Annotated in this window: 22 protein-coding genes; 8 read left to right on the top strand and 14 right to left on the bottom strand. The window is 55.2% G+C overall.

Features of this window, described 5'->3' with window-relative positions; all coding sequences use genetic code 11:
* Window positions 1-363: 363 nt before the first annotated feature.
* From NB063_RS18135 to NB063_RS18120, 4 genes are all read left to right on the top strand, one after another.
* Entirely contained in the window at window positions 364-1,818 is a 1,455-nt protein-coding gene (locus NB063_RS18135; RefSeq protein WP_250930169.1) for a sulfatase-like hydrolase/transferase, read from the top strand.
* A 48-nt stretch (window positions 1,819-1,866) separates the two neighbouring features.
* Window positions 1,867-2,049 carry a hypothetical protein gene (locus NB063_RS18130; RefSeq protein WP_250930168.1) on the top strand — a complete coding sequence of 61 codons (183 nt, stop codon included), beginning with the start codon at window positions 1,867-1,869 and terminating at the stop codon, window positions 2,047-2,049.
* A 121-nt stretch (window positions 2,050-2,170) separates the two neighbouring features.
* The gene (locus NB063_RS18125) at window positions 2,171-3,658 is read left to right on the top strand and encodes a sialate O-acetylesterase (RefSeq protein WP_250930167.1); all 1,488 of its coding nucleotides are present in this window, start codon (window positions 2,171-2,173) and stop codon (window positions 3,656-3,658) included.
* 375 nt (window positions 3,659-4,033) lie between these two features.
* Window positions 4,034-5,470, top strand: a complete 1,437-nt coding sequence (locus NB063_RS18120; protein ID WP_407652658.1) for a sulfatase — start codon at window positions 4,034-4,036, stop codon at window positions 5,468-5,470.
* 390 nt (window positions 5,471-5,860) lie between these two features.
* On the opposite strand, the gene NB063_RS18115 is transcribed toward NB063_RS18120, so the two are convergent.
* The 7 genes from NB063_RS18115 to NB063_RS18085 all read right to left on the bottom strand — a co-directional run bounded on the left by NB063_RS18115 (window position 5,861) and on the right by NB063_RS18085 (window position 12,615).
* Complete coding sequence (locus NB063_RS18115; protein WP_250930165.1) at window positions 5,861-6,376, bottom strand: hypothetical protein; 516 nt, start codon at window positions 6,374-6,376, stop codon at window positions 5,861-5,863.
* A 264-nt stretch (window positions 6,377-6,640) separates the two neighbouring features.
* Window positions 6,641-7,600: an alpha/beta hydrolase gene (locus tag NB063_RS18110; RefSeq protein WP_250930164.1), complete on the bottom strand. Its 960-nt coding sequence runs from the start codon at window positions 7,598-7,600 to the stop codon at window positions 6,641-6,643.
* A gap of 86 nt (window positions 7,601-7,686) precedes the next feature.
* The gene (locus NB063_RS18105) at window positions 7,687-8,535 is read right to left on the bottom strand and encodes a 3-keto-disaccharide hydrolase (RefSeq protein WP_250930163.1); all 849 of its coding nucleotides are present in this window, start codon (window positions 8,533-8,535) and stop codon (window positions 7,687-7,689) included.
* Between the two features lie 870 nt (window positions 8,536-9,405).
* Window positions 9,406-9,747, bottom strand: a complete 342-nt coding sequence (locus NB063_RS18100; RefSeq protein WP_250930162.1) for an SPW repeat domain-containing protein — start codon at window positions 9,745-9,747, stop codon at window positions 9,406-9,408.
* Window positions 9,747-10,379 carry a vitamin K epoxide reductase family protein gene (locus NB063_RS18095; RefSeq protein WP_250930161.1) on the bottom strand — a complete coding sequence of 211 codons (633 nt, stop codon included), beginning with the start codon at window positions 10,377-10,379 and terminating at the stop codon, window positions 9,747-9,749. Before NB063_RS18095 ends, NB063_RS18100 begins: the two co-directional genes overlap by 1 nt.
* 3 nt (window positions 10,380-10,382) lie before the next feature.
* The gene (locus NB063_RS18090) at window positions 10,383-11,438 is read right to left on the bottom strand and encodes an NAD-dependent epimerase/dehydratase family protein (RefSeq protein ID WP_250930160.1); all 1,056 of its coding nucleotides are present in this window, start codon (window positions 11,436-11,438) and stop codon (window positions 10,383-10,385) included.
* Window positions 11,439-11,556: 118 nt separating this feature from the next.
* Window positions 11,557-12,615 (bottom strand): sodium:calcium antiporter, encoded by a 1,059-nt coding sequence (locus NB063_RS18085; protein ID WP_250930159.1) that lies wholly within the window; start codon window positions 12,613-12,615, stop codon window positions 11,557-11,559.
* Window positions 12,616-12,663: 48 nt separating this feature from the next.
* On the opposite strand from NB063_RS18085, the gene NB063_RS18080 reads away from it, so the two are divergent.
* Window positions 12,664-13,476 (top strand): ZIP family metal transporter, encoded by an 813-nt coding sequence (locus NB063_RS18080; RefSeq protein ID WP_250930158.1) that lies wholly within the window; start codon window positions 12,664-12,666, stop codon window positions 13,474-13,476.
* A 111-nt stretch (window positions 13,477-13,587) separates the two neighbouring features.
* Window positions 13,588-14,199 carry a DedA family protein gene (locus tag NB063_RS18075; protein ID WP_250930157.1) on the top strand — a complete coding sequence of 204 codons (612 nt, stop codon included), beginning with the start codon at window positions 13,588-13,590 and terminating at the stop codon, window positions 14,197-14,199.
* Window positions 14,200-14,213: 14 nt separating this feature from the next.
* On the opposite strand, the gene NB063_RS18070 is transcribed toward NB063_RS18075, so the two are convergent.
* Complete coding sequence (locus NB063_RS18070) at window positions 14,214-14,702, bottom strand: MgtC/SapB family protein (protein ID WP_250930156.1); 489 nt, start codon at window positions 14,700-14,702, stop codon at window positions 14,214-14,216.
* Window positions 14,703-14,807: 105 nt separating this feature from the next.
* Window positions 14,808-14,939, bottom strand: a complete 132-nt coding sequence (locus tag NB063_RS32285) for a hypothetical protein (protein WP_261367444.1) — start codon at window positions 14,937-14,939, stop codon at window positions 14,808-14,810.
* 157 nt (window positions 14,940-15,096) lie between these two features.
* Here NB063_RS32285 and NB063_RS18065 point away from each other — a divergent pair, with 157 nt between their 5' ends.
* Complete coding sequence (locus NB063_RS18065) at window positions 15,097-16,656, top strand: sulfatase family protein (RefSeq protein ID WP_250930155.1); 1,560 nt, start codon at window positions 15,097-15,099, stop codon at window positions 16,654-16,656.
* 46 nt (window positions 16,657-16,702) lie between these two features.
* Here the strand turns inward: NB063_RS18065 and NB063_RS18060 are convergent, their stop codons facing one another.
* The 4 genes from NB063_RS18060 to NB063_RS18045 form a co-directional block, all read right to left on the bottom strand.
* Window positions 16,703-17,791: a hypothetical protein gene (locus NB063_RS18060; RefSeq protein WP_250930154.1), complete on the bottom strand. Its 1,089-nt coding sequence runs from the start codon at window positions 17,789-17,791 to the stop codon at window positions 16,703-16,705.
* A 22-nt stretch (window positions 17,792-17,813) separates the two neighbouring features.
* On the bottom strand, window positions 17,814-18,242 hold the full coding sequence (locus NB063_RS18055) for a response regulator (RefSeq protein ID WP_250930153.1): 429 nt from the start codon (window positions 18,240-18,242) through the stop codon (window positions 17,814-17,816).
* A complete protein-coding gene (locus tag NB063_RS18050) occupies window positions 18,242-19,507 on the bottom strand; it encodes a serine hydroxymethyltransferase (RefSeq protein ID WP_250930152.1) in 1,266 nt (421 codons plus the stop codon). Before NB063_RS18050 ends, NB063_RS18055 begins: the two co-directional genes overlap by 1 nt.
* A 138-nt stretch (window positions 19,508-19,645) precedes the next feature.
* On the bottom strand, window positions 19,646-20,155 hold the full coding sequence (locus NB063_RS18045) for a hypothetical protein (RefSeq protein WP_250930151.1): 510 nt from the start codon (window positions 20,153-20,155) through the stop codon (window positions 19,646-19,648).
* A 489-nt stretch (window positions 20,156-20,644) separates the two neighbouring features.
* Between NB063_RS18045 and ftsY the strand changes: the two genes are divergently transcribed.
* A complete protein-coding gene (gene ftsY, locus NB063_RS18040; RefSeq protein ID WP_250930150.1) occupies window positions 20,645-21,673 on the top strand; it encodes a signal recognition particle-docking protein FtsY in 1,029 nt (342 codons plus the stop codon).
* Between the two features lie 32 nt (window positions 21,674-21,705).
* On the opposite strand, the gene NB063_RS18035 is transcribed toward ftsY, so the two are convergent.
* Complete coding sequence (locus NB063_RS18035; protein ID WP_250930149.1) at window positions 21,706-25,224, bottom strand: tetratricopeptide repeat protein; 3,519 nt, start codon at window positions 25,222-25,224, stop codon at window positions 21,706-21,708.
* Between the last annotated feature and the right edge of the window lie 251 nt (window positions 25,225-25,475).

Raw genomic sequence — 25,475 nt, 5'->3', positions numbered from 1 at the left:
GCTCGGACAGGCTGTGAAGTAATTAGTGTGGCCGTTCGCGTAAGCTTCGTTGGCGGGTGACGTCGACTGTTTTAGTGTTCTTCTTAGCGGAACGGCGCAAGCCGTCCGGTCCCGAGTCACCAGACGGCTCACGCCGTTTCGTTAAGTTTATTGGCGGCAGCCCGCGAGCCCTCCGGTTCCAGCCACCTCAAGTTCAATCAATCACTTTTTGCTCACAGACCTGCCAATTCGTCGTGAACGCCGTCATACACGGCGTGGTGATGAAACTTCGCTTACGAAGCGCACGATGACAATTGAATCCGTCTACAATCGGATTTTCGCGTTTGGCGTTCTTTCAAAAAAACTCGCTAGGAATCTTTGCGAATGGTTTATCTGCGGTTCTTGACTCTGCTGTTGTATTTCCTCGTCCTCGTTGACGTGAATAGCGTGAATGCCCAAACGCTTCGAACCGACACATCGGATGTCGAGAAAAAACAACCCAATATCATCTTAATCATGGCGGATGATGTGAGTTGGGAATGTTTTGGATGTTACGGCGGTGAAGACTACGAGACACCTAACATCGACGCGCTCGCGGGAGCCGGTGTTCGCTTCGATCATTGTTATTCGACGCCGATCTGCACGCCGTCTCGCGTCAAGATCATGACCGGGCGATATAGCTTTCGAAACTATACCCATTTCGGATACCTGAACCCACAAGACAAGACGTTCGGGAATTTGTTGCGGTCAGCGGGATATGAAACCGCGGTCGCTGGCAAGTGGCAGCTCAACGGTCTTTATCACAAGGCAGTGGGATGCGACGACAGCTCACGCCCCAACCAAGCCGGTTTTGATGAGTACTGTCTTTGGCAATTGACCAAAGAGAAGGGCGCACCTGACGGAGGTGAACGGTTTTGGAGTCCGACGCTGGAATGTAACGGCCACGTGCTAACGTCGAAAAATAATGCCAATCTGTACGGACCTGACATCATGTCCGACTTCGTTTGTGATTTCATTAAACGTGAACGTGATAAACCGTTCTTTGTTTACTACCCAACTGTGCTCGTTCACAACCCGTTTGTTCCAACCCCAGTTACGATTGGCGATCAACCGCGCGACCATTCGGCGAACAAGGCTCCGAAAGATAGAACTGCACAGAAAGCCAACTTTGTCGCCATGGTTCATTACCTGGACCAGATCATTGGCAAAATTCTTCGTTCCGTCGACGAAGCTGGCAAATTGGAGAATACGCTTATTTTGTTCACGGCTGACAACGGAACCAATCGCGCGATCAGCTCGCAGTGGAACGGTCAGAAGATAACCGGCGGGAAGGGCGGTACCAAAGACATGGGCACGCACGTTCCAATGGTCGCGTTTTGGAATGGGCACACTCCGGTCGGCCATGTCTGCAGTGATCTGATCGACTTCACAGACTTCTATGCAACCTTTGCAGCCGCGGCCGGCATAACGCTCGCGGACGATGATCCGATCGATGGACGCAGCTACCTGCCGCAGCTCAATGGTGAAGTTGGAAACCCGCGTGATTGGGTACTGTGTCATTACCAACCGTATTGGGGTGGGTTCAAAGGATCTCAGTACGTGCGAGATGAGCGGTACAAACTGTATCGTGATGGGTCATTCTATTTCGTGCCGAACGATCTCAGGGAATTGAACAATCTCGCCAAAGGAGCCGCGGGTGAACGTGGTGAGACCGCGCGGGAGCAACTCAACCGAGTCCTGAAGTCTGTACCACCCGGGCCGCCGGAGACCGGTGGCAAAAACGCAAAACATCGCCCCACATATCCAGATTGGCCAGCGATCACCAATGTGAATGACTAGTTTGTCTCGTATGGTTCGCTATCCAAACGGCACATACGGGTTGGCTCGATGAGCCACACGCAAGTCGAGTTTCTCGCTTGGTTTGGGGAAGCGAAGCCAATCGCCTATTCGGGATTTGCAATCGGGTACCGACATCCTGCATTATCGATCAACGCGATGACCGTCCCACTGAATGAGAACGTGGAAGAATCTTGCGGGGCCGCGGGACAGCGTTGTCGTGCCGTTCGCTAACGATCAGATGTCGTTCTCCCATTCGCCCGCATGCAGAAAGGGTATAGATTATACTCGACTGAGCTCGCAATTCCTTATTATCGCCCCGCGTCTCCCATCCGACCCGCTAAGAATACTCCCGATGCACAAGCCTTTGTATTGTCTGATCTTTTTTGCTGCCCTGGAGTTGTCCGGAGGCTTCTCACCGTGCACCGCCCACGCAGAATTGACAATCGCGTCGCCGTTTACTGATTATGCTGTGTTGCAACGTGATTTGCTGGTGCCGGTCTGGGGGACCGCTGACGCGGGAACAACCGTAACGGTGGAATTCGCCGGGCAGGAAAAGACTGTCATCGCGGACGACGACGACCAATGGATCGTGGAGCTTGCCCCCATGGCTGCTTCGTCGGAGCCACGCAAGTTAGCGGTTAATGGCTCCGATGGTTCAAGCGTCCAGTGCAACGATGTCGTCGTCGGAGAAGTCTGGATTTGCTCGGGGCAATCCAACATGCAAATGGGATACGGCGGCGTTCCGGAGATCAAAGCTTTGGTTCCTTCGATGGAGAACCTCCGCTCGTTTACCGTCGTCAACACGGTCGCGTTCACCGAGCAGGATTCGTGTAAGGGCGAATGGGTGCGGCAACAACCCAACAGTGCCGTTGCGTTTGCGTTCGCGTATTTTTTGGAACAGGCCGCGGACGTTCCCGTTGGCATCATCCAGGCTTCTTGGGGAAGTTCATCGATCGAGGGATGGATGCCGAGGGACATGACGAAGAAACTGCCTCATTTCGATAAGCGGATGGAGGAATTCGACGCAGACAAGAAAGCACTGGCACGGATTCAATCTTTGTTAGACGGTCCAAAGCCATGGGATCGCAATAGCGACATCTTTCTTCGCACGCGACCGAATATTCTCTACAACGCAGTCATGCATCCACTAGTACCGTATGCTTGCCGGGGACTCGTTTGGTACCAAGGCGAAGCCAACACCAAGTCGGTCGCGGATATGTTGCAATACGGTGAAACACTTCCGGCGTGGATTCAACGTTACCGCGAAGAGTGGGGACGCGCTGATCTTCATTTCCTCGTCGTGATGCTTCCTGGATATGCGAAGGGCCTGAATAACGAAGCGGAAAGTCCGTCCGCAAAATCGTGGGCTTGGATGCGTGAATCACAACTCAACGCACTCGAACTACCTCACATCTCAGTTGCGAACACGATTGATCTCGGGCACGCGACTAACATTCATCCCTCCGACAAACTGCCTGTCGGGAAACGGCTGGCGTTGCTCGCCGCGCACGATGTGCTGGGGATGGAAGTCGAGGCACGCGGCCCCGTGATGACACGCGTCGAAAAACAAGGAAAAAACCTAGTCGTGCACTTCGACCATGCTGAAGGTCTTCTAACGACGGATGGGAAATCGCCATCAGCTTTTTGGATCGCAGACGATTCGGCAAAATGGGTGAAGGCGAATGCGGAAATAAAAGGCAGCACCGTTGTGCTGAATTCACCGGATCTCAACAAACCGCTCTACGTCCGCTACGCCTTCGCCGGCAAGCCGGGCGTGAATCTGGTCAATGCGGCAGGTTTGCCCGCCTATCCGTTCCGCTCGGACACGTTTAAGCCTTAAACGACTTGGCGTATCGGATCGAGTTCGCGCGGTTGAGTCCCCCCCCCAAGGCAGCCGAGCAGTTGTTGAACCCATGTTGTTGCCTAGGCATTCTTCACGCCTCGGATAACGTTACATCGTCGACCCTACACGACTCGACGTCTCCAAAGACGTTCTGCCAGTGTATAGAATCGGGCGGAAGATCAGTCGAACATCAATACGGTCAAGATTCCGCCGACTACGAATCCGATCTCCTGGCTTGACGACCACAAGAGTCTCCTGCAACTTCGCGGAAACCGTGTTTCAATGTCTCGATCTCGCAAACCTGAAAACACCTCTGAAAGACGAACACCCGCCATGAAACAATCTGCCCGCCATTGCGTAATCGCACTCGCGATGATGCTGATCGCTTTGTTGTCTACACCGCTTGTTTCGGCATCGGAAACGAAACCGCCGAACGTCGTCGTCTTCCTCGTCGACGACTTGGGGTACATGGACATCGGAGCCAATAACCCTGATTGTTTCTATGACACACCCAACATTGATCGCCTTTCTGAGTCGGCGATGCGATTCACCGATGGCTATGCTGCCAACCCGGTTTGCTCACCGACGCGTTACAGCCTGATGACGGGTAAGTACCCCACGCGAGTTCAAGCGACCAATTTTTTCTCCGGTCGACGTGGAGGCACGTTCAAGCCAGCTCCGCTGCACAGCAACATGCCGATTGAGGAGATCACGATTGCCGAAGTATTGAAGGGAAAGGGCTACGCGACCTTCTTCGCCGGCAAGTGGCACCTTGGCGAAAGCGAAGAATTCTATCCGCAAAATCAAGGCTTTGACGTCAACATTGGCGGCTACAGCAAAGGCGGCCCCTATTCAGGCAAACGATATTTCGGACCGTTCGAGAATCCTCAAATGGCAGTCGAAAGTCCCGAAGGTGACCACCTTCCTGATCGCTTGGCGAGAGACACAGCCGCCTTCATCGAAGAACATCGAGAGGAACCGTTTCTGGCGTATCTGGCATTCTATTCCGTGCACACGCCTTTGATGGGACGTCCCGACCTCGTCGAGAAATACAAAAAGAAAGCTGAGGGAATCGCCGGTGAAGAATTCGCCGAAGAGGAACAGGTATTCGGTAAAGGCGTCCGCAACGTACGAATCCTGCAGAAGCATGCGGTATACGCTGCGATGGTCGAAGCCATGGATCAAGCCGTCGGGAAAGTGCTCCAACAACTCAAGGACTCCGGTGTTGAAGACAACACGATTGTAGTATTCACTTCCGACAATGGCGGACTGTCAACTTCCGAAGGGTCACCGACCAGCAACCTGCCGCTTCGAGGCGGCAAGGGGTGGGTCTACGAAGGCGGCATTCGAGAACCCTGGATCGTGAAGTATCCGGGCGTCACAGAGGCCGGGTCCGTGTCGTCGGTGCCGATCTGTTCTATCGATCTGTTGCCGACCATCGCCGCCGCTGCGGGTGCCGAGTTACAACACCCGGTCGACGGGATCGACATGCGGCCCGCTCTGGAAGGCGGAACGTTGGATCGCGAAGCGTTGTATTGGCACTACCCGCACTACAGCAACCAAGGTGGAATCCCCGGCGGAGCGATTCGTGTCGGTAAATACAAACTATTTGAGCGGTACGAAGACGGCCGTGTGCATTTATATGACCTCGAATCCGATCTGAGTGAAAGCAAAGACCTCGCGTCCGAGATGCCCGAACGGGTTGAGCAGATGCGGAAGCAATTGCATGACTGGTACCAGTCAGTGGACGCCAAGTTCCTGCAGCCCAAGGAAGGCCGAGAACCCTGGACGCCAGCCTATCTGCAATAGTATTTGTCTAGCCTGAACTTAGGGTTTGCGTGAACCGGAAAGCTCGCGTCCAACACTGTCTACTTTGGTCGCGGTGCGGCGCAAGCTGCACGGTTGCTCGATAAGATGTCCGAGTTTTACTGGGCGGTTCGCGCCGCTCCGCTACAAAAACCACCCGGTCACTGCGAAAGTAGATGGCACAGGCACCAGCGTTCTGCGGAAGTAGCGTGCTTTGCCCGGCAACGACTCTCCGTCACCGCAGGCAACCGCACCACTTCGGTGACCATCATCGTTGTTGACGTCACGCGAGCGGATTATCTCGCGCCATCACCAAATGAATCTTGATCGAAAACTCGCAAGCTGACTCGCGGGGTTTAGGGAACACGAGACACGTGTTCGTTTGTTCGATCCTTATTCCCGTACCAATACGCGAAATTCACCGACCAATCGCATCGAACGTCCCGTTCCGGACACCACCTGCACTAGCACCGAGTGCGCACCTGGAACGGCGTCTGCCCGCGTCACCAATCTTACCGCAACGACTGTAACGTGCTTGTAAGATCCATCGGATTGACGCCCCGTGAACTTGCCCGTTTGATACAGCGCAGCCTGCAAGTCCGACGACCGGTCTTCGTTGAATTCGATGGACAATCCGCCTGACTCGTAACGGGTGTTTTCTTGGGCGACCTTTTGAGTAACCTCTTCGGGAGACATCGGCTTGCTGCTGAGCAAAACAACTGGTGCACGCCCGGTTCCCTCATCCCAACAAAACTGCAATTCCTTCGATTCACCTTGGGTCATCATGACCAGAGCTTTCGGAGCCGATTGCTGTTTTTCCAGTTCCGTTTGGTCGTTGGCGGATGAAGCCCGCGTCACCAGGAGTGTCAACAATGTCATTTTGAACAACAAGGATTGTCGTCGAAGCATTCTAAAAACTCATGTGAGGCGATGATTGCGATTTCGGATGAGGCATTAACACTTGCGGGCCGGTTCCCCCGAGAGGCTTGTCTCAGTATGACATTCGTGCACTACTGCTATGACAGGATGCTGTCCGCCCAATCTGCTGCGTGGCAGACCGAAACGATCCAAGCGTTCAAAGAATTTTTGGCAGTCCAGCGATTGCGTCGGTTAATCGTAGGACCCTTGGTTAGCATCAAATGACAGATCTACAGAATCACTCCAGCCATCTGCCTACAGGTGTTTGTTTAGAAACGCGTCGACGGCATCTACCGTCGGCATGAACCATAATTGGTTGGCCCAAAATGGATGTGGGGCGTCCGGCATCATGACAAACTCGTTTGGAATATTGTGCTGGTCGAGAATCACACGAAGTTCACGGTATCGCGTCCCTGGATTGTCGAGTTCACCATCAATAAACAGCATGGGTGGAAGATGGGGTCCGGCGTGGCTGATCGGAGAGGCCTCGCGGTAGAGTGATCGATTGGAAGACGGTGTTTGGCCTTGCAGGAAATCGATCGTCGGATGTCCCTCAGGCCTCTTCGCGGCCGCTTCGATCCCATCGACGGTTTTTGGGTCGAGTAGATTCATCGGACCGCACATCACAACCGATGCTTGAACCTCCGACGACGCCGTACGATGATCGCCGTCACCTTCATAGTCGCTTGAGCCATTCGTGGCGGCGACGAAACCTGCGATGTGACCGCCTGCGGAACCACCGAGACAGGCAATCCGCTCTGCGTCGATGTTGAAACGTTTTGCAAACGTCCTCGTCCACCGAACTGCCGCCTTGGCATCGTGAATTGCGGCGGGAAAAGGGGCTTCACCGGAAAGCCGATACTCGGGAACAACGCACACGTAGCCACGCTGCGCCAACGCCTGAGCCAAAGGAGCGAACAGCCCGGGACGCCCATTTTGCCAACCGCCACCAAAGTACATGACGATAGCTGGCGAGGGCGACACTGCCTTCTCAGGACGATAAACGTCGAGTGTCAATCGACGTCGACGCTTTTTATCAACATAGGTGAACATGAGCGAGCCTTCCGCGATCACACCTTCGGTCATGTCAGGGCGGACCTTCGCCGATACAGGCCTTCGATTCGCCGCTTGTTCTTGCCCATCGCACTGACCGGGGATCCCCACCATGCTGGCAGCGAGAAGAACCAAAACCGAAAGGATGAAATGTCGGGACATCAAGTCGTTTCCTTGTTGGTAGGGGGCCTCGAACGCGATTGCGCGCCGGTGCCACGGTGAGCCGATAGTCTTTGCGCCCACGCTGTTTACGAGTGGTCCGACGATCGCAATCTCATTTGCGATTTGATCTCAGCGGGAAAGTCGCTAATCGGAACGATTTTTATGTTTTTGTAGTCGCACTCAGCCGCTTCGCTTTGGATCTGAATCTGACCGCGCGAGAGCGGTTCGCCCTGCATCTTTAGATTTTCCAAAACCATTAGCACGACACCGTTGGCGACGTGCACGGAAGTTGTCCCGACCGTGTAGATTTCGAGGTGGTTCCATTCGCCATGGGGCGCGTCAGGTTCGGTACAGGAAATGGCGTTGCCTTTCTCCAAATACACATCGCTCTTCGGATCGTACTTGCGTCCCGAAACGCGGACGTCCGCTGACGTGCCAGCGAGAGCGAAAAGGTCACCCAAGTCAGTCTCCTGGACTTGGTATTCAATCGAGGACTTCCAGACTTTCCAGAACCTGCCATGCTCACCGGTGCAGTGATACAGGATCCCGCTGTCACGCAGTCCGCTAAGCCGCGGTTCCCACTTTTTCTCGCCCCACCGGAACTGTGTGCTGAAGTGAAAGTTCTCGAATTCCTCCAGTGATGTCAGTCCGCCATAGATTTCGCCCGTGATATGCAGGATCGGTTCGCCGTCGACTTCCGTGACCGAGAACACGTTTTTGGGATCGTTGTTGAGGCCCAGCGGTGTACCTTTTGTCACGGTACTGGATTGATAGGTACCCTCAGGCAGTCCCTGAACACTGGCATGAGGCACGCCCATCCAGACTTCGAAGTTGGATAAATTTTTATCGAGCAAACGACGCCATTCTTCTGCGGTCGCATTTGCGGAACTGCCGCAGGCAACCAATAGGATCGCGAGCATTGCGAAGGTACGCATGAGAATTGGTGTCCGTAAGGGGTGAAAGGCTGGTACAAGCATCCAAGCGAAGCGTTGATACACGGCTATCGCGACGGAAACGAGCAAGCGGTGCGTCGTAACCGTCAGGGCTCGAAGTGGGATCAGCGGTGGGATATGGCAAGAAGGTAGTTCTTCACGCTTGCACAAGCAAGTTTCCACATCAAAATACGACACTCCGCCACGGAACACAGCGTAACTTCGTAGTGGGTCCGTTTTGGGTCAGAGAGGCCCACGGCACGTGCGCCGAAACCGTGCGGTTATCAATGCCGCCGAGACTGTCGCGTTTTCAATGGCTTGGCGATACTTCAGTTGATGTCGAGACGTATACTCGCATCCGTGTGCCGTGTCGCGTGACCTGTTCGAGCAGGCATGCGTAAGTTGTGCTTCGTCTGCTTTTAAAGTTGGGGAAAAACGGACGGCGCGCGCCGTTCCGCCAGGTCTTTTAGCGGAACGGCGCAAGCCGTCCGGTCTTACCCAATATTTTCAATGTTGATAGAACACTCGCTAGACGCGTCACTTCCGGGTTGAAGTATGACAGTGTTCGTCTCTCACCAAGCTGAGAATCTTCGAAAGCGGGTAACGCCCGCAATCCTCGGTCTTGGGGGACATTGATTTAATTTCTGCGGGATTTTAAATGTAGCGAAACTGCGTGAGCCATCCGGTGACTCGGGACCGGACGGCTTGCACCGTTCCGCTACAAAGAGCACTAAAACAATCAACGTCCCGATCGACCGAGATACGTGATACTTATTTCCCGGGTTGCGTAAGGCAGTTGTCGATACGGAATCAGTACGTTGCCAATCCACTCGAAAGCAAGTCGCTGACCTACTGAAGAATGTACCGACAAGACTAATTCGCGGTGGTTTGCCACACGCGTGGTGGTTGTGAGGCGTGGTTTGGGATGAGTGCAATCATCAATAGAAATAGCCCAACGACGATATGGTTCTGGTGCTCGGGCGGCGGTGGCAGCACAGCGAATCGCCCCCACGCGATGAGGCCGATCGCGACGAGCAGGATCAACAAGTGAGCGTGCCGGGTCGGAGGCCAGTAAGACAGGCCGGAGAGGATGCAGATTAGTAACGCGATCAAAAGATCACCCCACAAGATCGCCGGATCGGATTGGGACGAGAACACAAATGGACTCGCCGCCAGCCAAACGGCGGTCATGATTTCAACGACTCGTCCCCACATCAGGATACCTCCCGTGATAGAAGTTCTTCGGCGGAGCGATCGAGCTCATCATTCCGGTTGCCCCAAAATGCGTCCCACAGCATTCGTTTGCTGTGATTTCGTTTCCACACGATCCAGAGGTACGTCAGCGATACACGAACTTCGTCCCATGCCCAGTAAACCAGGATCAATGAAATACCGGCCGTGACAAGACATAGGAAGCACCAATCTCCGACAACGAACGCTTGCAGGACAACCAACACCACGCTGACAATGCCAAGCGGGATAACATCGATACCGAACAGAATGACCAACCAAGGCCGATACTGCCAACGTCGTGGTGAACCGGCGAAACCAAGAATCGCGTCCCCGAGATAGGCGAGGACACCGAGCGCGGCATCATGAATCCCGAGTATTCGGTACATCGACATTGCGGTGTCCGACTTCAAAACCCGATTGCTCGCTCCCCCGAACACTGGATCCCATGCGTTCTCAATAAAGCCCCACTGGTAGAGTGCGAGGTGAGAGGAGATGGCGGCCGCGACGAACGCCAACAGGCAAATTGGAATGCGCTGGCTCCACGCAGATGGGTTGTGTGAATAGGGAGGTACCGGGCGGTCGATGTCCTGTGCGGGAATACTAGCAATTGACATTACTTACGCCACTCCGTTGAGCCGGTACCATTCGTCCGGGTCGCTTTTGAGCTTCGCCGTGATCTTGGGCAATGTTGTCGACAACGCATGTTGCGGTTCCCAGCCGAGCAGCTCGCGGGCACGACTGATGTCGAGCGCGTAGTGGTCGTCTGCCATGTCGACCATGTAGGGTTTGATAAACGCATTACCGCCTTGGACGGCGTCCGACACGGTGGCGCCCACCTTCGCGACGGGTTTGGGCACGTAGAGCGTCGCCCATTCTTTGGCGTACAATTGTTTCCCGATCAGGTTTTGCAATGCGTCATACGAAAGTGGATCGGGTTCTCCGATCAAGATCGCGGTCTTGGGTTTGATCGAATTGCGACGTTCGACGGTTCGGACGATGGCGTCGGCAGCATCATCGATGTGCACCGCCGATTGACCAGCCTCCGTATTGCCGGGAAAGAAGTGACCTTGGAAATCTTTTTCATAAATGCGTTTGATTTGCTGGACAATGGTCGGCTGGCGGCCGTAGTCGGTATAGACACCCGCGATCCGCAAGAACACCGAATTCACACCGGGATGTCCCTCGCGGATTAATCGCTCGGTCTCGATTTTGCTTTGCGGATACGGCCACTTTGCTTCGAGGGGTGAGTCTTCGCTGATTTTTTCCCCGACCGCACAAGGAGCATGAACCAGCATGGTGCTTGTGAACACAAATTGCTCACATTCAAAATCCTCTAGCTCATTGAGCAGCCGATCTGTCCCGTTGACGGTCACTTTTTCGTAGAGGTCGCTCTCTTCACCGGAGAAGTCGTAATAGGCCGCCATGTGAACGAAACTAGCGAGCTTTCCATTAGTGAGGGCGTGGACTTTTTGCATCGCCGCGCGGACGGACGATGAATCCGAAACATCACACTCGATATCACGTACATGCTCGAGTGATTTGGGCGGTTCGGGTAAGCCGACACGGTCGAAGCCAAAAACCTCGTAACCTGCATTGGCGAGACGAGAACAGACTGGGTGACCGAGGAGGCCGGCGCTACCGGTGACGATGACTGCGGGGCGTTGTGTAGACATGATTCCTCTGCGGGTTTGGATGTGTGTCTAAAGAAGAACCAACGCAACTGGCATGCCAATGCTGCGTACTACTCGCAACGTCGCTATTCGTTGACCGAGGAGGCTCGACGAGTGATTTTTAGAGCGAGTAGTAAACAGCCAATCCGCCGAAATACGCGATCAAGACCGCGAACGAATCGACGCCCATCCCAAAGATCGTACGGTCACGCCGTTCCAAGATGCCCGAAAGATAGAGGCACGTGACTACAACCCCCATCATCCCGAGGAAAGCTGCGGGTTGGTGAATGGCATCAAAGATGGCACCCTCGCGGTAGGCGAGTTCCGCAGGTAGAAACAACGCGACTTCGAGACTGTTGGTGCCCAAAATGTTGGCCGCCGCCATGCTGTAGGCGCCAAACCGTACCGCCGAATAGGTTGTGCTGACTTCGGGAAGGCTCGTTGCAAACGCGACCAACGTCGCGCCGACGAAGCCCTGCCCGACGCCTGTTTGATTTGCGATCACCTCGCCGGTTTTCGCGACAAGAAAGCCTCCGACCAGGATCACTGCGGACGCCGCGAGGAAGTAGACGATGAGTCGGTTGTTCGAGACGTCGCGGAATTCCTTGTGATGGGCGTCTTTGAGGTCGCGTGCGGACTCAGGCGGTTGGGCGGTTTCACCGCTCGGTTCCCACCGCGGGTCACCTTCGTACCGATACATCAACCACAACGATCCGATGTATGCCACGAACAGTGCGACCGGCCAAAATCCGACGCCCATCACAGAGAACAGCTCGCCCGTTGTCACGGCCGCCGACGCGAGCGCGACCAAGCCGATCAACATAATCCCTGCCATCAGCAACGTGGCGTTCGGCGAGAACAGAGTCAGCGGGCGACCACGCAGAACAAACGCGTCGATCCACGCCAGGACCGCCATCTGCATCACGATACCACCGAGAAGGTTGGTCCCCGCTAGTTCCGCGGCGCCCGAATACGATGCCGTTAGGGTGGTCGCCAATTCCGGTAGGCTCGTGGCGCCACCCAGAAACAAAGCCCCCGCGAACGCCTGACCAAGTCCTGTTCGATCCGCGAATAGGTCCACGTATTTGCTGAGTTTAGTGCCCGCGTACCAGACCATGGCCGCCCCGACTACAAAAATCGCAGCGTTCATCCCCAGCGGATAGTTCTCGAAGTTTAACATGACGGGACATCACGCAATCGGCGCGCCATCTGCTGCATGATATGTCTCATGATAGAATGGCTGCACCAATCCGATCCGATCTGGCAAGCTCTTTTTGCGGGAGGCTTCACGTGGGCGTTGACCGCGTTAGGTGCCGCCCTCGTTTTTGGGCTGACAAACGTTCATCGCAAACTATTTGACGCGATGTTGGGGTTCGCCGGCGGCGTGATGCTCGCTGCGAGCTATTGGAGTTTGTTGGCGCCATCAATCGACGTTGCCGACGAACTCGGTTGGCCCTCGTGGTTTCCCGCTGCGATCGGTTTCTTACTCGGCGGCGGATTCTTGTATGGTCTCGACCGCATCCTGCCGCACCTGCACCGCGGTTTACCTGATGAATCGGCTGAAGGTCTCAAGACGGCGTGGCAGCGAAGCGTTCTTTTAATTTCCGCAATCACGCTTCATAACATCCCCGAAGGTTTGGCCGTTGGCGTGGCGTTCGGAAGCGCGGGAAGCGATCTGACAATGACCAGTTTGGGAGGTGCGACCGCATTGGCGATCGGAATCGGACTCCAGAACGTTCCCGAAGGCGTTGCCGTCGCGGTTCCGCTGCGAGCGGAAGGAATGAGTCGGTCGAAATCGTGGCTGATCGGTCAGGCGTCTGCGATTGTTGAACCGGTTGCAGCTGTGATCGGAGCTGCCGTCGTGGTTTACGCTGCACCGGTACTGCCCTTCGCACTGAGTTTTGCCGCTGGTGCGATGGTTTATGTCGTGGTTGAAGAATTAGTTCCCGAAACGCAGCAAGAAGGGAATGAGGATGTCGCGACTTTGTTTCTCATGCTGGGCTTCGCCATCATGATGATCCTTGATGTATCGCTGGGATGATCGTCTCACTCGCTTGAGTAACGGAACGTTCTTTGCGGCACTCTTCACAACGCGGCGTCCCGATTTTGGGATGGTGCAACTATGAACAGATTCCGATGAGAGTGCAGCACGATGTCAGAATGGGTCAAAGAATTTCTCGAACAATTCGGTGCGTTCGGTGTGGGAGCAATGATGCTGCTCGAGAACATCTTTCCACCGATACCCTCTGAAGTCGTGATGCCTTGGGCTGGCTACTCCGTGAGCCAGGGAGACAGTAGTTTCGTCGCAGTCGTTGCGGCGGGAAGCCTCGGATCTTTTGCCGGTGCAATGGCTTGGTACTACGTGGCTCGCTGGATCGGGAAACCACGACTCGCAAAATGGATCGAAGGACATGGTGCTTGGTTAACGATCACGCCCCGTGATTTAGATCGCGTCGACCAGTGGTTTGAGAGTTGGGGAGCGATGGCGGTGTTCGTCTGTCGGCTAATCCCGGGCCTCCGCACCATGATCAGCGTGCCGGCGGGGTTTGCCAAAATGCCTGTCGGCCGCTTCTCACTTTTTACCGCCATCGGCACAGTCGTATGGACGGCGTTTTTGGCCGGAATCGGTTGGTGGTTGGGTGATCAGTACAGCAATCTAGCCGGTCCGCTCGGTTGGGTCAGCACGGCGGTCATTGTATGTTTGTTCGGATGGTGGTTGTGGCGTTTGATTGAGCAACGAACGGCGGCCCAACGCACGACGTAATGTTGAAGACTATTTCAATCCGGTAGGTCGTTCGGGCTGTGGGCATGACGAAAGCGTGTGATTCGGTTTTCCACCCAGCCGAGCGCGAAGAGAACGATCAATGTGGCGAGGGTGAGCGACACGGCGAGCGAGACTCGTTCAACTGCGGTCGCGACTCCAATACCCGCGGTCAGGTAAATAGTCGCTGCGGTCGTTAACCCTTCCACCCCACGGTGCTCCTCGTGCACAATCGTGCCAGCGCCGAGGAAACTGATGCCGACCACAATCGCTTGTAAAACCCGAATCGGGTCGGCCTTCAAGAGTTGGTCGTCTTCGTGGTGTTCAAATTGCCCCAAAATCTCTTGCCCCAAAATCATCATCAACGCCGATCCGGCGCACACGAAGATATGCGTGCGAATTCCCGCCGGCTTGCGAGCAAACTCTCGTTCGACGCCGATCGCCGCTCCGCAGGCGGCCGCAATGGCTATGATTTGCAGGTTTGCCAAGTCATTTGCATCTAACATCCAACGTGTCCTCTCTTTTCACGTGTGTAGCCCGGATGAGCTGGTTACGCTCCAACAATGAGCAAATCGAATACCTAACGCAAAATGGATTGGCGAATCGGCATATCAATAGCGAATGCTGAGCAGCTTGCCAATCAATTGCCCCGATACCTGCGCGAGCGATGGGACCACTTCCTCACTCACGCACGCTTCGCGGTAAGAAGTGATCCTTCGTTTTCGAATCGTGGATAAATCCATAGACCGCTAAATCCGCTTCCTACCTGTAAGACTCCGATGACCTTCTTGAACGATCGCATCAATAATCAGGGGAGATGTTTCTAGATATAAACGAGGTCAGCTACAATCACCGACTGCGTCATCTCAAACGCCGTCAAACCTTACCTACCATTGACGTATGCGTCTTATGAAAATTGGCCACTTCCCGACCAAGCTTGTTTGTTTGTTGGGTTTGTTTTTGGCGTTCAGCACTGGCGAAGTGAACGCGCAGTTCAACACGGAGTCTCCACGACCAAACATTTTATGGATTACGATCGAAGACTGGTCGCCCGACCTTTCGTGCTATGGGACGAAAGGCATTCACACGCCTCACGTGGACCGACTAGCCGCCGAGGGCGTCCGCTTCGAGCGGGCATTCACTACGTCGCCGGTTTGCTCGACATCTCGGTCAGCGATGATGACGGGATTTCATCAAAACTACATTGGTGCGCAACAGCATCGCGAGTATGACAAACAACCACTTCCGTTCGGTATCAAGCCGATTCCGCATCTGTTCGCCGAGGCCGGCTACTACACGGCACTGCTAAGTTCAAAGACCGATTGCAACTTCCTGCCTGATGGGCGAGCGGAATTGTTCATGGGAGACGATTGGAAGCATCGTGAACCGGGGCAACCGTTTTTTGCACGAATCACGTTCGGCGAAACTCACCGATCGTTCCATCGCGATCCCATCCGACCCATCGCAATCGAAGATGTGGAACTGCCGCCTTATTACCCCGACACGCCTTTTGTTCGCCGCGACTGGGCCAATGGGCTCGAGTCGATGCAGGTGGTCGATCGCAAAGTCGGGAGTCTACTCAAACGGTTAGACGACGAGGGTTTGTCCGACAACACGATCGTGTTCTTCATCGGTGACCACGGCCGATGCCACGTTCGCGGCAAGCAATTCTTATACGATGAGGGGTTGCGGATTCCAATGATCATGCGATGGCCAGGCAAGGTTCGATCGGGGGAGGTGAACGATGACTTGGTGTCCTCACTCGATATCTGCGCGACAATATTGGAAGCCGCCGGTATCGACGCGCCGATTCCCTTGCACGGAAAGAGTTTGATTAGCGAAGACGTTGCGAATCGACAGTACTTGTTCGCGGCGCGAGATCGGATGGGCGAAACCCACGACGCGATGCGGTCGATTCGTTCCAAGGACTACAAGTTGATTTTGAACCTGATGCCAGAGCGAGCCTATTGCCAATACAGCAGCTACAAGGAAGGTGCCTATCCGGTATTGGCGGAGATGAGTGTTCTGTATCTCAAAGGGCAACTGACTCCGCAGCAAGCCGTTTTCATGGCGGCCAACAAACCAGAGATCGAACTGTATGATCTTCGAAGCGACCAACATGAGCTCAATAATTTGGCCGACGATCCCGATCATGCCGAAATCAAAGCGGAATTGTTGGCGAACCTCGCTCATTGGCGAGAAAACGTCATTCATGACCAAGGGGTCACGGATGACTTTCGGGCAATCGGGGTATTCCCTGAAACGCGTCCCACGTCGACGGTCAGTGCCTGGGTTGCCCAAAACGCCGGAAACTATGACTTTAAAAAGTTTGGCTATCCGGGTTGGTATCCCACTCGCACACTCGAAGAGTGGGAGAAGGCACGCGAGATTTGGACGCCCTACGTTTTCCGTGAGCCGGGCGATAAAATTAAGCGGCCGAACGTGCTACCGACGGAGTGATCAACCGACGGATGAATTCCGCCGGCGAGCGATCTCGCGAGTCGCGTTATAATCGTCCGACGCACGGCAGATCTAGAATCGCCGCGATCTCGGGATCAAACGTGCCTAACAGGTCTCGCGGTCGGTCATGGACGAGGGTTGAGAACAGCCCGCAGAAGTTTTCGAGGTCTGGGTCAAATCGTCGCTGCAAAATTTCTTCGACTTCCGCCGAGATGTGTTTCATCCTGTCGCTCACGTACGACGCCGGCAGTTCGATGTCATTGAATTCATTGATGACTTCTTCGAGCCAGCCATCGATTGCGATCGCTGAAACGCCCAACGCGATCGTTTTGATCGAATCCGAAACGCTCAGCGGTTTCTTGGAAAGTGTCTTCGGGGGGACGATCCAAATCGGTAGTTTTTCGATCTGTTCGATTCGGTGCGACAAACGCTGTGTCAACTGCGCGAAGGCAATCCCCGTCATGCGGATTTGCCCCAGCCGGATCAAGATCGCATCAGGGCCGGCGGCGATCAGATCGTTGAGATGGTCATCGATCCATTCAGGCGTCACGCTGATGATAACGGCGGCGTGAGGTGCCAGCGACCGAAGTTGTTTTACTTTGGAATCCAAAGACGCCAAATCGGCGACATCGGGTGGCAGGGTCATCGCGGGAATCCAGCCGCCGCCTGAGAGCGGCTGGTCGTCCGGGGTGGCTTCCCATCGGCCGAGACGAGCCGCCGAGTAGGCAAAGCGTCCCGACGCGTCTCGAAGCGGTGAGAGGTGCATGTCGACGACCGTGGCGTGATCGAAGTCCGTCTCCGAAAGTCCATACCGTTCGTTACGATACGGCAGCAAACGTGGGATTCCCAATTCGCTGTCCGGCTGCTCGGAGACGTCCGCGTCGGACGACGAATTCGCACTGCCGGTCGGACTCGTTCGCCCCAGTTCGCTTTCGAGAGCCGAAACGAGCACGCCGCGGGATTGCATCGCCAAGAAGACGGCCTGGGCGATTGGTGGTTCCCAGGTGTGCCACGGCGGAGAGTCCCAAAACAGTGGCACCGGTAATAACACCGGAACGCCACTGCGTCGCTGCAGCAACATTTCGGTGGGCGCCGGTGAAATTCCACGACGAACTTGCCCGATTCGTGGAGGCATCAGGCAGAGCGATTCGAGCAAGTTAGCGTTCTTCCATTTCTTGGATGTACTGACGCAGACGCTCAAGTTCGTCCGTTGTGCCCTTGAGCTTGAGCATGTTCTCGACCCGTTTGGTCAACTCGATGCGATTGACAGGTTTGCTGAGGAAGTCATCCGTTCCCGCAGCGACACCACGTTCGATGTCCCCGAGTTCACTCAACGCCGTCACCATCAAAATCATGATACCGCTGGTCTGCGGATTCTCTTTGAGTTTCTTGCAGACCTCGAAACCGCTGAGTTTCGGCATCATCACGTCGAGTAGGATCAAATCGGGTTTAAACGATTCAACCTTCTCAAGCGTATCGGCGCCATCGACCGCGGATTCCAATTCGCAGTCAACTTTCGCGAGGTAGGCCTCGAGCAACTCACGGTTAGCGACGTTATCGTCGGCGATCAGAATACGGCTACTCATCAGGCAACACCACAAGCTTGATCGTTGGCGGCGGCGGGAACGGGGAAGTTCACGCACATCTCGCGGATTTCGCCACGAATCGAATCGTGCAGGGCGGTGTCATCCGGGTTGGACAACGATTGGAAGATCCATGCACCGATGCGTTTCATCTCGTCGACACCCATCCCACGAGTGGTTAGTGCCGGTGTTCCGATTCGGACTCCCGAGGGGTCCATCGGTTTGCGGGTGTCGAATGGGATCATGTTCATGTTGACCGTGATGCCACAGGCGTCGAGGACGGCTTCGGCGCGTTTGCCGCCCAAGCCAACCGTGGTGACATCAACGAGCATCAAGTGGTTGTCGGTACCACCGCTGACCAATCGCAATCCGGCGGTCATCAAGGTATCAGCCAACGCTTTCGCGTTTTCAACAACGGCACGGCCGTAGGCTTGGTACTCCGGAGCCATTGCTTCGGCGAAACAAATCGCTTTGCCCGCAATCACGTGCATCAACGGACCACCTTGCGTTCCCGGGAACACGTTCCGGTTGACGAGTTTGAGGTGCTCTTGTTTGCACATGATTAAACCGCTGCGTGGGCCGCGGAGCGTTTTGTGCGTTGTCGTCGTGACATAGTCAGCGTACGGAATAGGACTGTTGTGTATTTTCGCCGCAACCAGACCCGCGTAGTGGGCCATGTCGACCATCAATTTCGCACCGACTTCGTCGGCGATCTCTTTGAACTTCGCGTGCGGGATCTCACGCGGGTACGCGCTCGCACCAGCGACGATCAGTTTCGGTTTGTTCTCGCGGGCGAGCCGAGCGATCTGATCGAAATCGAGCCGGTGCTCTTTCTCATCGACTCCGTAGCTGATGAAATTGTACAACCGGCCGCTGATGTTCAGTTTCATGCCGTGGGTGAGGTGGCCGCCTTGGGCGAGGTCGAGACCGAGGACGGTGTCGCCGACTTCGAGGGCGGCGAGATACACGGCCGTGTTGGCTTGCGAGCCGCTGTGGGGCTGAACATTGGCGGCTTCGGCGCCAAAAAGTTCCTTCGCCCGGTCGATGGCGAGCGTTTCGACAACATCGACGTGTTCGCACCCACCGTAGTAGCGTCGGCCAGGATATCCCTCTGCGTATTTATTCGTCAGCACGCTGCCCGCGGCTTCCATGATCGCTGGGCTGGTGTAATTCTCACTGGCGATCATTTCCAACCCGTTCTGCTGGCGGGCGGCTTCGGCTTGCATGGCTTCCCACAAAACGGGATCTTGCGACTGGATCGTACTCATCGAAGGTTTTGGAGCTTTTTTGAGGGGGTGGGGTGTTAGGCGGTTCGACCGAGGCGAAACGAAGCCTGATTGTCGGTCCCACACCCCTGAGCGTCAATGACAACGAATCGTCGCAGACACGATTTGCTACCAAACCTGCTAGAGGAAATCTTTCATCACGCTGCGGAGTCCGCCGTAAACGCTGTTTATCGCCGCCTGAATGGGCTTCGACGTGCCGAGCAAATCACCGAGCCCCGGGAGCGCCAAGGCGAGCAAAACGCCCAAAACTCCACAGGACAGAACCAGCGAGCTGGACGAATAATCCGGCGACTTCGGCGTCCCGAAAATACTAGGCAGCCATCCGCCGATCACCGGCGGACGCGTCAAATCGCGTAGTCGACGCAATCCGATCTGAACCTGCCCATCTGCGGCCTGGAAAAACCACTGCGCCTGCACTTCAATCGTTGCCCCATTGTGCAACAAGACCCATGGTTCACCGATCCGCAACTGCGACGAGTGGAGGGCTCGCACCAAAATCGTATACCCGTCGATCGAGGCCTCTTGCAGATGAACGGCGACGCGACGACGACGAATTCGAAGTATCGCTGAACTGTTTTCCACCGTGATCGGACAGCGAAAAAAGTCTGTATCGGAAGCGTGAGCGACCATTGGATGCGTTTCCCGGGGCCAAGCGAATTAGGCGCGAAAAATTGTTCCGCATCGAAATAGGTAGCTCAACTTTCGCATTGAACTTGAGAAAATTTCCACACCTCATTCGTTCTCATGGAAATTCGTGAGGGTTACGCGATCTTTAACGGACACGATGCAACGGTGCCGATCATTTTGTATTTCGGGGTCTCTTCTTTGGTTGAGTCGATCGGCGGAAAATCGTTCCTCCAACCAATGCGAGTTCAATCAATTTCTGGTCGCATACATCGAGCGATTCAACGCGAGCGTTCGGTACGGACCTGGATCGATTGATGGGCAGAAGGTCTCGACGGATCGGCAAAACGGAGAATGAGCACGCCCCCCAACTTCTAGATATGCTTTGGCCCTTGCGCCGTTGGCTGCTCAGGCATGACACCGGGTGGTGGTTTTTGCCAATGCAGGGCACAATCTTGGGGAAACACCGACATTCAATAGTGGAAACGAATCACGATGGCGTTTTGGCGATCCAAAAAGACGAACGACGAAAGTCCTGAGAACGCGGCTCAAGCTCCGGAGGCCGTTGAATCGGCGGCGACACCTGGTAGTGCCAAGAAAGACGGTGGCGGGGGCATTCTCACGAAACTCAGCAGCGGGCTGCAGAAAACGAGACGAGTGCTCGGCACCGATATCCGCGACCTGTTCAAGAGTGAAGGCCGCCTCGTTGATGAAGAATTCTTGGGCGAGCTTTTCGCCCGCCTGATTCGAACGGATATGGGGACCGGTCCCGCAAACAAAATTCGCGAGGAAGTCGCCCGACAATTTCGTGGCCGTGTCGTTCATCTCGAAGAAGTGATCCAAACGATCACCGAAGAAATTCGCTCACAACTACGCCAAGATCACGGCGGGTTGGCGAAGTCCGAATCACCACCGACCGTAATCTTGGTCGTCGGCGTCAATGGGAGTGGCAAGACCACATCGATCGGCAAGCTCGCCCACCATCTGACCGCGAACGGGCACAGCCTCGTGCTCGGTGCGGGGGACACGTTCCGGGCCGCAGCTGTCGAACAATTGACCATCTGGGCGGGACGGATCGGGTGCGAAATCGTGACCGGAAAAAGCGGTGCGGATCCGGCCAGCGTCGCGTACCAAACCGTCGACAAGGCGATCGAAGTTGGTGCCGACTACGCGATCATCGACACGGCCGGCCGCCTGCAGACGCAAAGCAACCTGATGCAGGAACTGCAGAAAATCCGAAACGTGATCGGCAAACGTTTGCCGGGTTCACCACACGAGGTGCTGTTGGTGCTCGATGCGACCGCGGGCCAAAACGCGATCAGCCAAGCGAAAGGATTTAGCGCCGCGGCCGGATGTACCGGGATTGTCCTGGCCAAACTCGATGGCTCGGCAAAGGGTGGCGTTGTGCTGCCGATTCGTGAGCAATTCCAATTGCCTGTCAAATTTGTCGGTCTCGGGGAAGGCATGCAAGACATGGCCGCGTTCGACCCAGACTCATTCGCCGAAGCATTGCTCAAAGGCTGATTACAACAAGCGTCACTCGTGGTGTCCCGGTCCTACTCGGGAATCTCGCTGTTATCGTCGTTGGTGGCCGATTTCGGCAACGTTAGATAGCTCGGTCCGGTGGTATACGCCACGCCGGCTTGGACGATGGGCAGCAACACGCTGCTGCGTGTGGGTGAAATGGTCATCTCATATTCATCCACGTCCACCTTCGTGACCGTACAGGGAATCTCTTCCTCGACGCCGTTGGCATAGATTGACAAGATCGCTCGCATCTCTCCACCGGCGTCCTTTTTAAGCTGGTCCCATTCTTCAAGATCAAGATATCCATCGTCGTAATCCAAATCGTCACCTCCATCTTCCGGCAGAACTTCGATGAGGCTCGCAATCGTGTTTGCGGAATGGATGGGCACGCGACCTTTCCAAGTCAAATCCTCGTTTAGTCGCGGGCCCGACCAGACCTCTCGGCCACCAGACCAAGAAAACGCGATTGCGTCGTCATCCGCCAGCGCCAACGCGGCCTCGAAAAGACGCCGCGCCGGATCGGGGCGGTCGTCCATGAATCCAAAGTGGATGCGTGTCACGGCGGCATTCAGTCGTTCGCCGAGCCAACCGGACAACTGCTCCGTCTCGTATCGACGTTCTCCCACACTGACCACAATGCGTTGGCCGCTCACAGACTCGAACACCCACGCGTCGTCCGCAAATCGCCGGCGATGATCGATGCCTTGCACGATTTCTTCCGACGAGAACTTTTCACCAAGTGCGACTTCGAACGCTTTCCCGATTTGTTGGAGATCGACGGACCCTACGCCGGATCGCAATAGCGTGCCCGATGACTCCATCGAGGCGTAGGGGATGCGGATTGGATACTCGCTGATTAACTTGATCAGTCCCGGGCGGGTACTCTGGCGATTCTTGATCGAAAGGAGAGGTTGGTCCTCCAGCCAATCGCTTGCGGTCGCCTTGTCGACGATGGCCAAGTGTTTCTGCAATGATTCGAAATCACTTCGGGCAAGGTCGATCACCGCTTCGCCCGCGACGAGTGCGTCAGGAATCGGGTTCGTTGCCAGCCACTCTTTCGCTTCATCGATTCGGCCGGCATGAACCATCGTCCGCACGACCGCCTCATATCGCTGTGTCAGCCCCCAGGACTCTTCATCGGATGCCTCGACACACCGCTTGTACGCTTCGATCGCTTTTGGCAATTGGTCTCGGCTCACGTAGTAATCACCGATATCGCTTTGAAGACCGGATGAATCGTCAGCATCCTCGAGGACCTGCGAGGCATGGTTCAGCCACGCGTCGAGTTGAGTGTCATCGCAGATTCGTATGGACTCGCGGATCGCGGAGTATGCCAACGTCGCGAGGTCAATCGTCTCATCGAGCTCGAGTTTGCTGAGGTCGTCGGAGGCGGACAAGTATTTGCCAACAACCAAATCACGCCCCAACTGGCGCACAAGTTCGGCGACGTAATAATTCTCTTCTTCGTCGTATACCGTCGAAGCCAACGCGATCGCTTCACGATGACGGGAAACGGCTTCTTCGACCAGATCCTGGCTCATCGCCTGTCCAGCTTGCAATCTCAAACGCTGGACCTTGATCGAGTCGGAACCGGTCGTCGATGTCGATTCCAAAAACTGATCAATCTCGGATTCAGTCGCATACGACAACAGATGGCTGCCGATTTCGGAATGTTTGCCTGCGTCATTTGGCCATCGCTCGATGATCTCGAGCGGGCGATCGAGTTCCAACAGTGAGTAGACGAGGTACTCAGCGATCGTGTGGTCGACCCAACTATCATCGTCAGTTTCGTCGGTACGAGCTTGCGGTTCATCGGACGAAGACCCGTGCGAACGTCGCCAGTTTGCGAAGTCGTCCAACGACTTGATCGCGTCTTCGTAGTCGCCGTTGGAATAGTCCGCCCACCCTTTCAAGGCATCGCCCCATCCATTGGTGTTGTCGGATGCATGCGTGTGCAGCGCCGTCAACAATTTGTCTGGATCGCAATACAACGATTCGTCATAAGCTCTCAGCGCGAGGTCGCGTAGCAGTGAATCATCACCACTTGATTCAGCAAAGAGTTTTTCGAAATCATCTTGGTCCAATCGAACATCGAGATGATTTTGACTTGCGAGCTCCCTGATGTAGTCGCGGTCCGCACTCCGCCGACTATCAAGGAAACGGCGAGCGGCTTCGTCAAACTGGTCATTGCCCCAGGCCTGGTTGCCGATTGCGATCGATAGCACACCGGACGGCAATTGTTCGCGTTTCTTCAAATCGTCCACGATCGTTTCAGAAATTTCTGATGACCGTCGATAGGTTTGCGAGAGCAACTGCAACCACTGGTCCTCCTCGTCGTTCTCAATAACAACATCGACGAGTTGCGAAACATGTTGCGGTCGCATCCGCGAAATCGCATTGTAAAACATCACCGAATCGGTTGGGCAGACACGGACGGCCCTGATCGCCGCTTCGGATGCCTCGTCCTTTCTTCCCAGTTCACCGTATGCAATCGATGCGATCCAATGTGCGTTGGGATGATTCGGCGATTGTTGGAGTGCCTTTTGGGACGCATCCAACGTCTGCTCATATTCTTCAAGATTGCAGTAGCTGACGGCCAGCGACGGCCACACTCCCCACAACGCATCCGGTTCCTTGATGGATTTTAGAACTCGCACCGCTTCATCGTATTGCTCCAAACGCATCCACGTGTATGCCGCTTGCAGTTTGAGGCTGGGGCGGTCTTCCTTTAACATCGGAAGGTTCTCCGCTCCGCGGATCAACCGTTTTGCACGTTCACGATCGTCGTCCCACCACGCCAGTTCTGCGTCGTTCAATTGCACTTGCGCGTTGTCGTAGCCTTCGTCCAGCGGCGGATCGCCTTGAAGGTACGACGCGTATTCATCCGACATCCGGCGGCCGAACTCGAGTCGCTGCCAATCATAGAATTTCCACTGATTGCTCTCGCGGACTAAGAACCATTGGTTCGACTGCGCCTGTGCATCGTCGGAGTACGAAATCAAGTCGACTTCAGCAAGCTTGCCAGTCGAATCCATCCGGACGTCGAGTACCCGTGATTCTCCGGCAAGGATGTCCGGACTGGGTTCGTATTGTTTTAGCCAAGTCAGTAACGCCGTCCGTTCCAAAATATTGAGCGAACCGCCGCTGTGCTCACTCATCGCGACGGCTTCGACAAACATTGGCAGGCTAAATGGAACCTCATTGCCGAGTTCTAGCGTAGCGATACTGCTGTCGAGAAATTGCTGCAGCGTCGGATCCATAGGCGTTACGTCGCGTTCCGATCGGTCTTCAAACAGCATCTCCAGAGAATGGTTGAAGTCCTCAGCATCAAAATCAAATGCGTTCTCTCGTGGAGCGAGCGCCACTTCGAGATCGGGCTCAGCAATACGCTTCAATGCAACGACCGCGACCGCACTGATTCCAGCACACGAAAGTACGATCAACGCAACGACGATGCCCAAAATCGTCAACACACGCTTGGTCGACGGGGGCGGCGGCGTGGTGGATTGGAGGTAGTTTGGATCCGTGAATGGATTCGATTGTGACACGTCCGTTATCCGATGCGAATGATGACTTCCCATGGGAGCGAAGCAAAGACAGCAACAGAGACGCCCCCGAGTGGGGGCCATCTTAATGGGAAACGTCGCTTCGCCCAACTCATGGAAAGCCGAAATTTCGGATGACGGTTGCTACGTCGAATAAGCCTGGTAAAGCCATCTTTTGCCAAGCAAATAGCGGTCAGCCCGTTGCAAATACTTCCATCGACGCCCCAAAAATCTGCACGGATCGTTGTCGAAGA

It is taken from the genome of Aporhodopirellula aestuarii (genome assembly GCF_023701485.1).
In the GTDB taxonomy this organism is placed as follows: Bacteria; Planctomycetota; Planctomycetia; order Pirellulales; family Pirellulaceae; genus Rhodopirellula; species Rhodopirellula aestuarii.
Note: the sequence above shows the minus strand (reverse complement) of the source record. Positions and strands in the feature narration are given on the sequence as shown.

Coding starts and splice junctions, on each gene's coding strand:
- NB063_RS18135 (WP_250930169.1), top strand. CDS start 364: ATGGTTTATCTGCGGTTCTTGACTCTGCTGTTGTATTTCCTCGTCCTC.
- NB063_RS18130 (WP_250930168.1), top strand. CDS start 1,867: ATGAGCCACACGCAAGTCGAGTTTCTCGCTTGGTTTGGGGAAGCGAAG.
- NB063_RS18125 (WP_250930167.1), top strand. CDS start 2,171: ATGCACAAGCCTTTGTATTGTCTGATCTTTTTTGCTGCCCTGGAGTTG.
- NB063_RS18120 (WP_407652658.1), top strand. CDS start 4,034: ATGATGCTGATCGCTTTGTTGTCTACACCGCTTGTTTCGGCATCGGAA.
- NB063_RS18115 (WP_250930165.1), bottom strand. CDS start 6,376: ATGCTTCGACGACAATCCTTGTTGTTCAAAATGACATTGTTGACACTC.
- NB063_RS18110 (WP_250930164.1), bottom strand. CDS start 7,600: ATGTCCCGACATTTCATCCTTTCGGTTTTGGTTCTTCTCGCTGCCAGC.
- NB063_RS18105 (WP_250930163.1), bottom strand. CDS start 8,535: ATGCGTACCTTCGCAATGCTCGCGATCCTATTGGTTGCCTGCGGCAGT.
- NB063_RS18100 (WP_250930162.1), bottom strand. CDS start 9,747: ATGTGGGGACGAGTCGTTGAAATCATGACCGCCGTTTGGCTGGCGGCG.
- NB063_RS18095 (WP_250930161.1), bottom strand. CDS start 10,379: ATGTCAATTGCTAGTATTCCCGCACAGGACATCGACCGCCCGGTACCT.
- NB063_RS18090 (WP_250930160.1), bottom strand. CDS start 11,438: ATGTCTACACAACGCCCCGCAGTCATCGTCACCGGTAGCGCCGGCCTC.
- NB063_RS18085 (WP_250930159.1), bottom strand. CDS start 12,615: ATGTTAAACTTCGAGAACTATCCGCTGGGGATGAACGCTGCGATTTTT.
- NB063_RS18080 (WP_250930158.1), top strand. CDS start 12,664: ATGATAGAATGGCTGCACCAATCCGATCCGATCTGGCAAGCTCTTTTT.
- NB063_RS18075 (WP_250930157.1), top strand. CDS start 13,588: ATGTCAGAATGGGTCAAAGAATTTCTCGAACAATTCGGTGCGTTCGGT.
- NB063_RS18070 (WP_250930156.1), bottom strand. CDS start 14,702: ATGTTAGATGCAAATGACTTGGCAAACCTGCAAATCATAGCCATTGCG.
- NB063_RS32285 (WP_261367444.1), bottom strand. CDS start 14,939: ATGGATTTATCCACGATTCGAAAACGAAGGATCACTTCTTACCGCGAA.
- NB063_RS18065 (WP_250930155.1), top strand. CDS start 15,097: ATGCGTCTTATGAAAATTGGCCACTTCCCGACCAAGCTTGTTTGTTTG.
- NB063_RS18060 (WP_250930154.1), bottom strand. CDS start 17,791: ATGCCTCCACGAATCGGGCAAGTTCGTCGTGGAATTTCACCGGCGCCC.
- NB063_RS18055 (WP_250930153.1), bottom strand. CDS start 18,242: ATGAGTAGCCGTATTCTGATCGCCGACGATAACGTCGCTAACCGTGAG.
- NB063_RS18050 (WP_250930152.1), bottom strand. CDS start 19,507: ATGAGTACGATCCAGTCGCAAGATCCCGTTTTGTGGGAAGCCATGCAA.
- NB063_RS18045 (WP_250930151.1), bottom strand. CDS start 20,155: ATGGTCGCTCACGCTTCCGATACAGACTTTTTTCGCTGTCCGATCACG.
- ftsY (WP_250930150.1), top strand. CDS start 20,645: ATGGCGTTTTGGCGATCCAAAAAGACGAACGACGAAAGTCCTGAGAAC.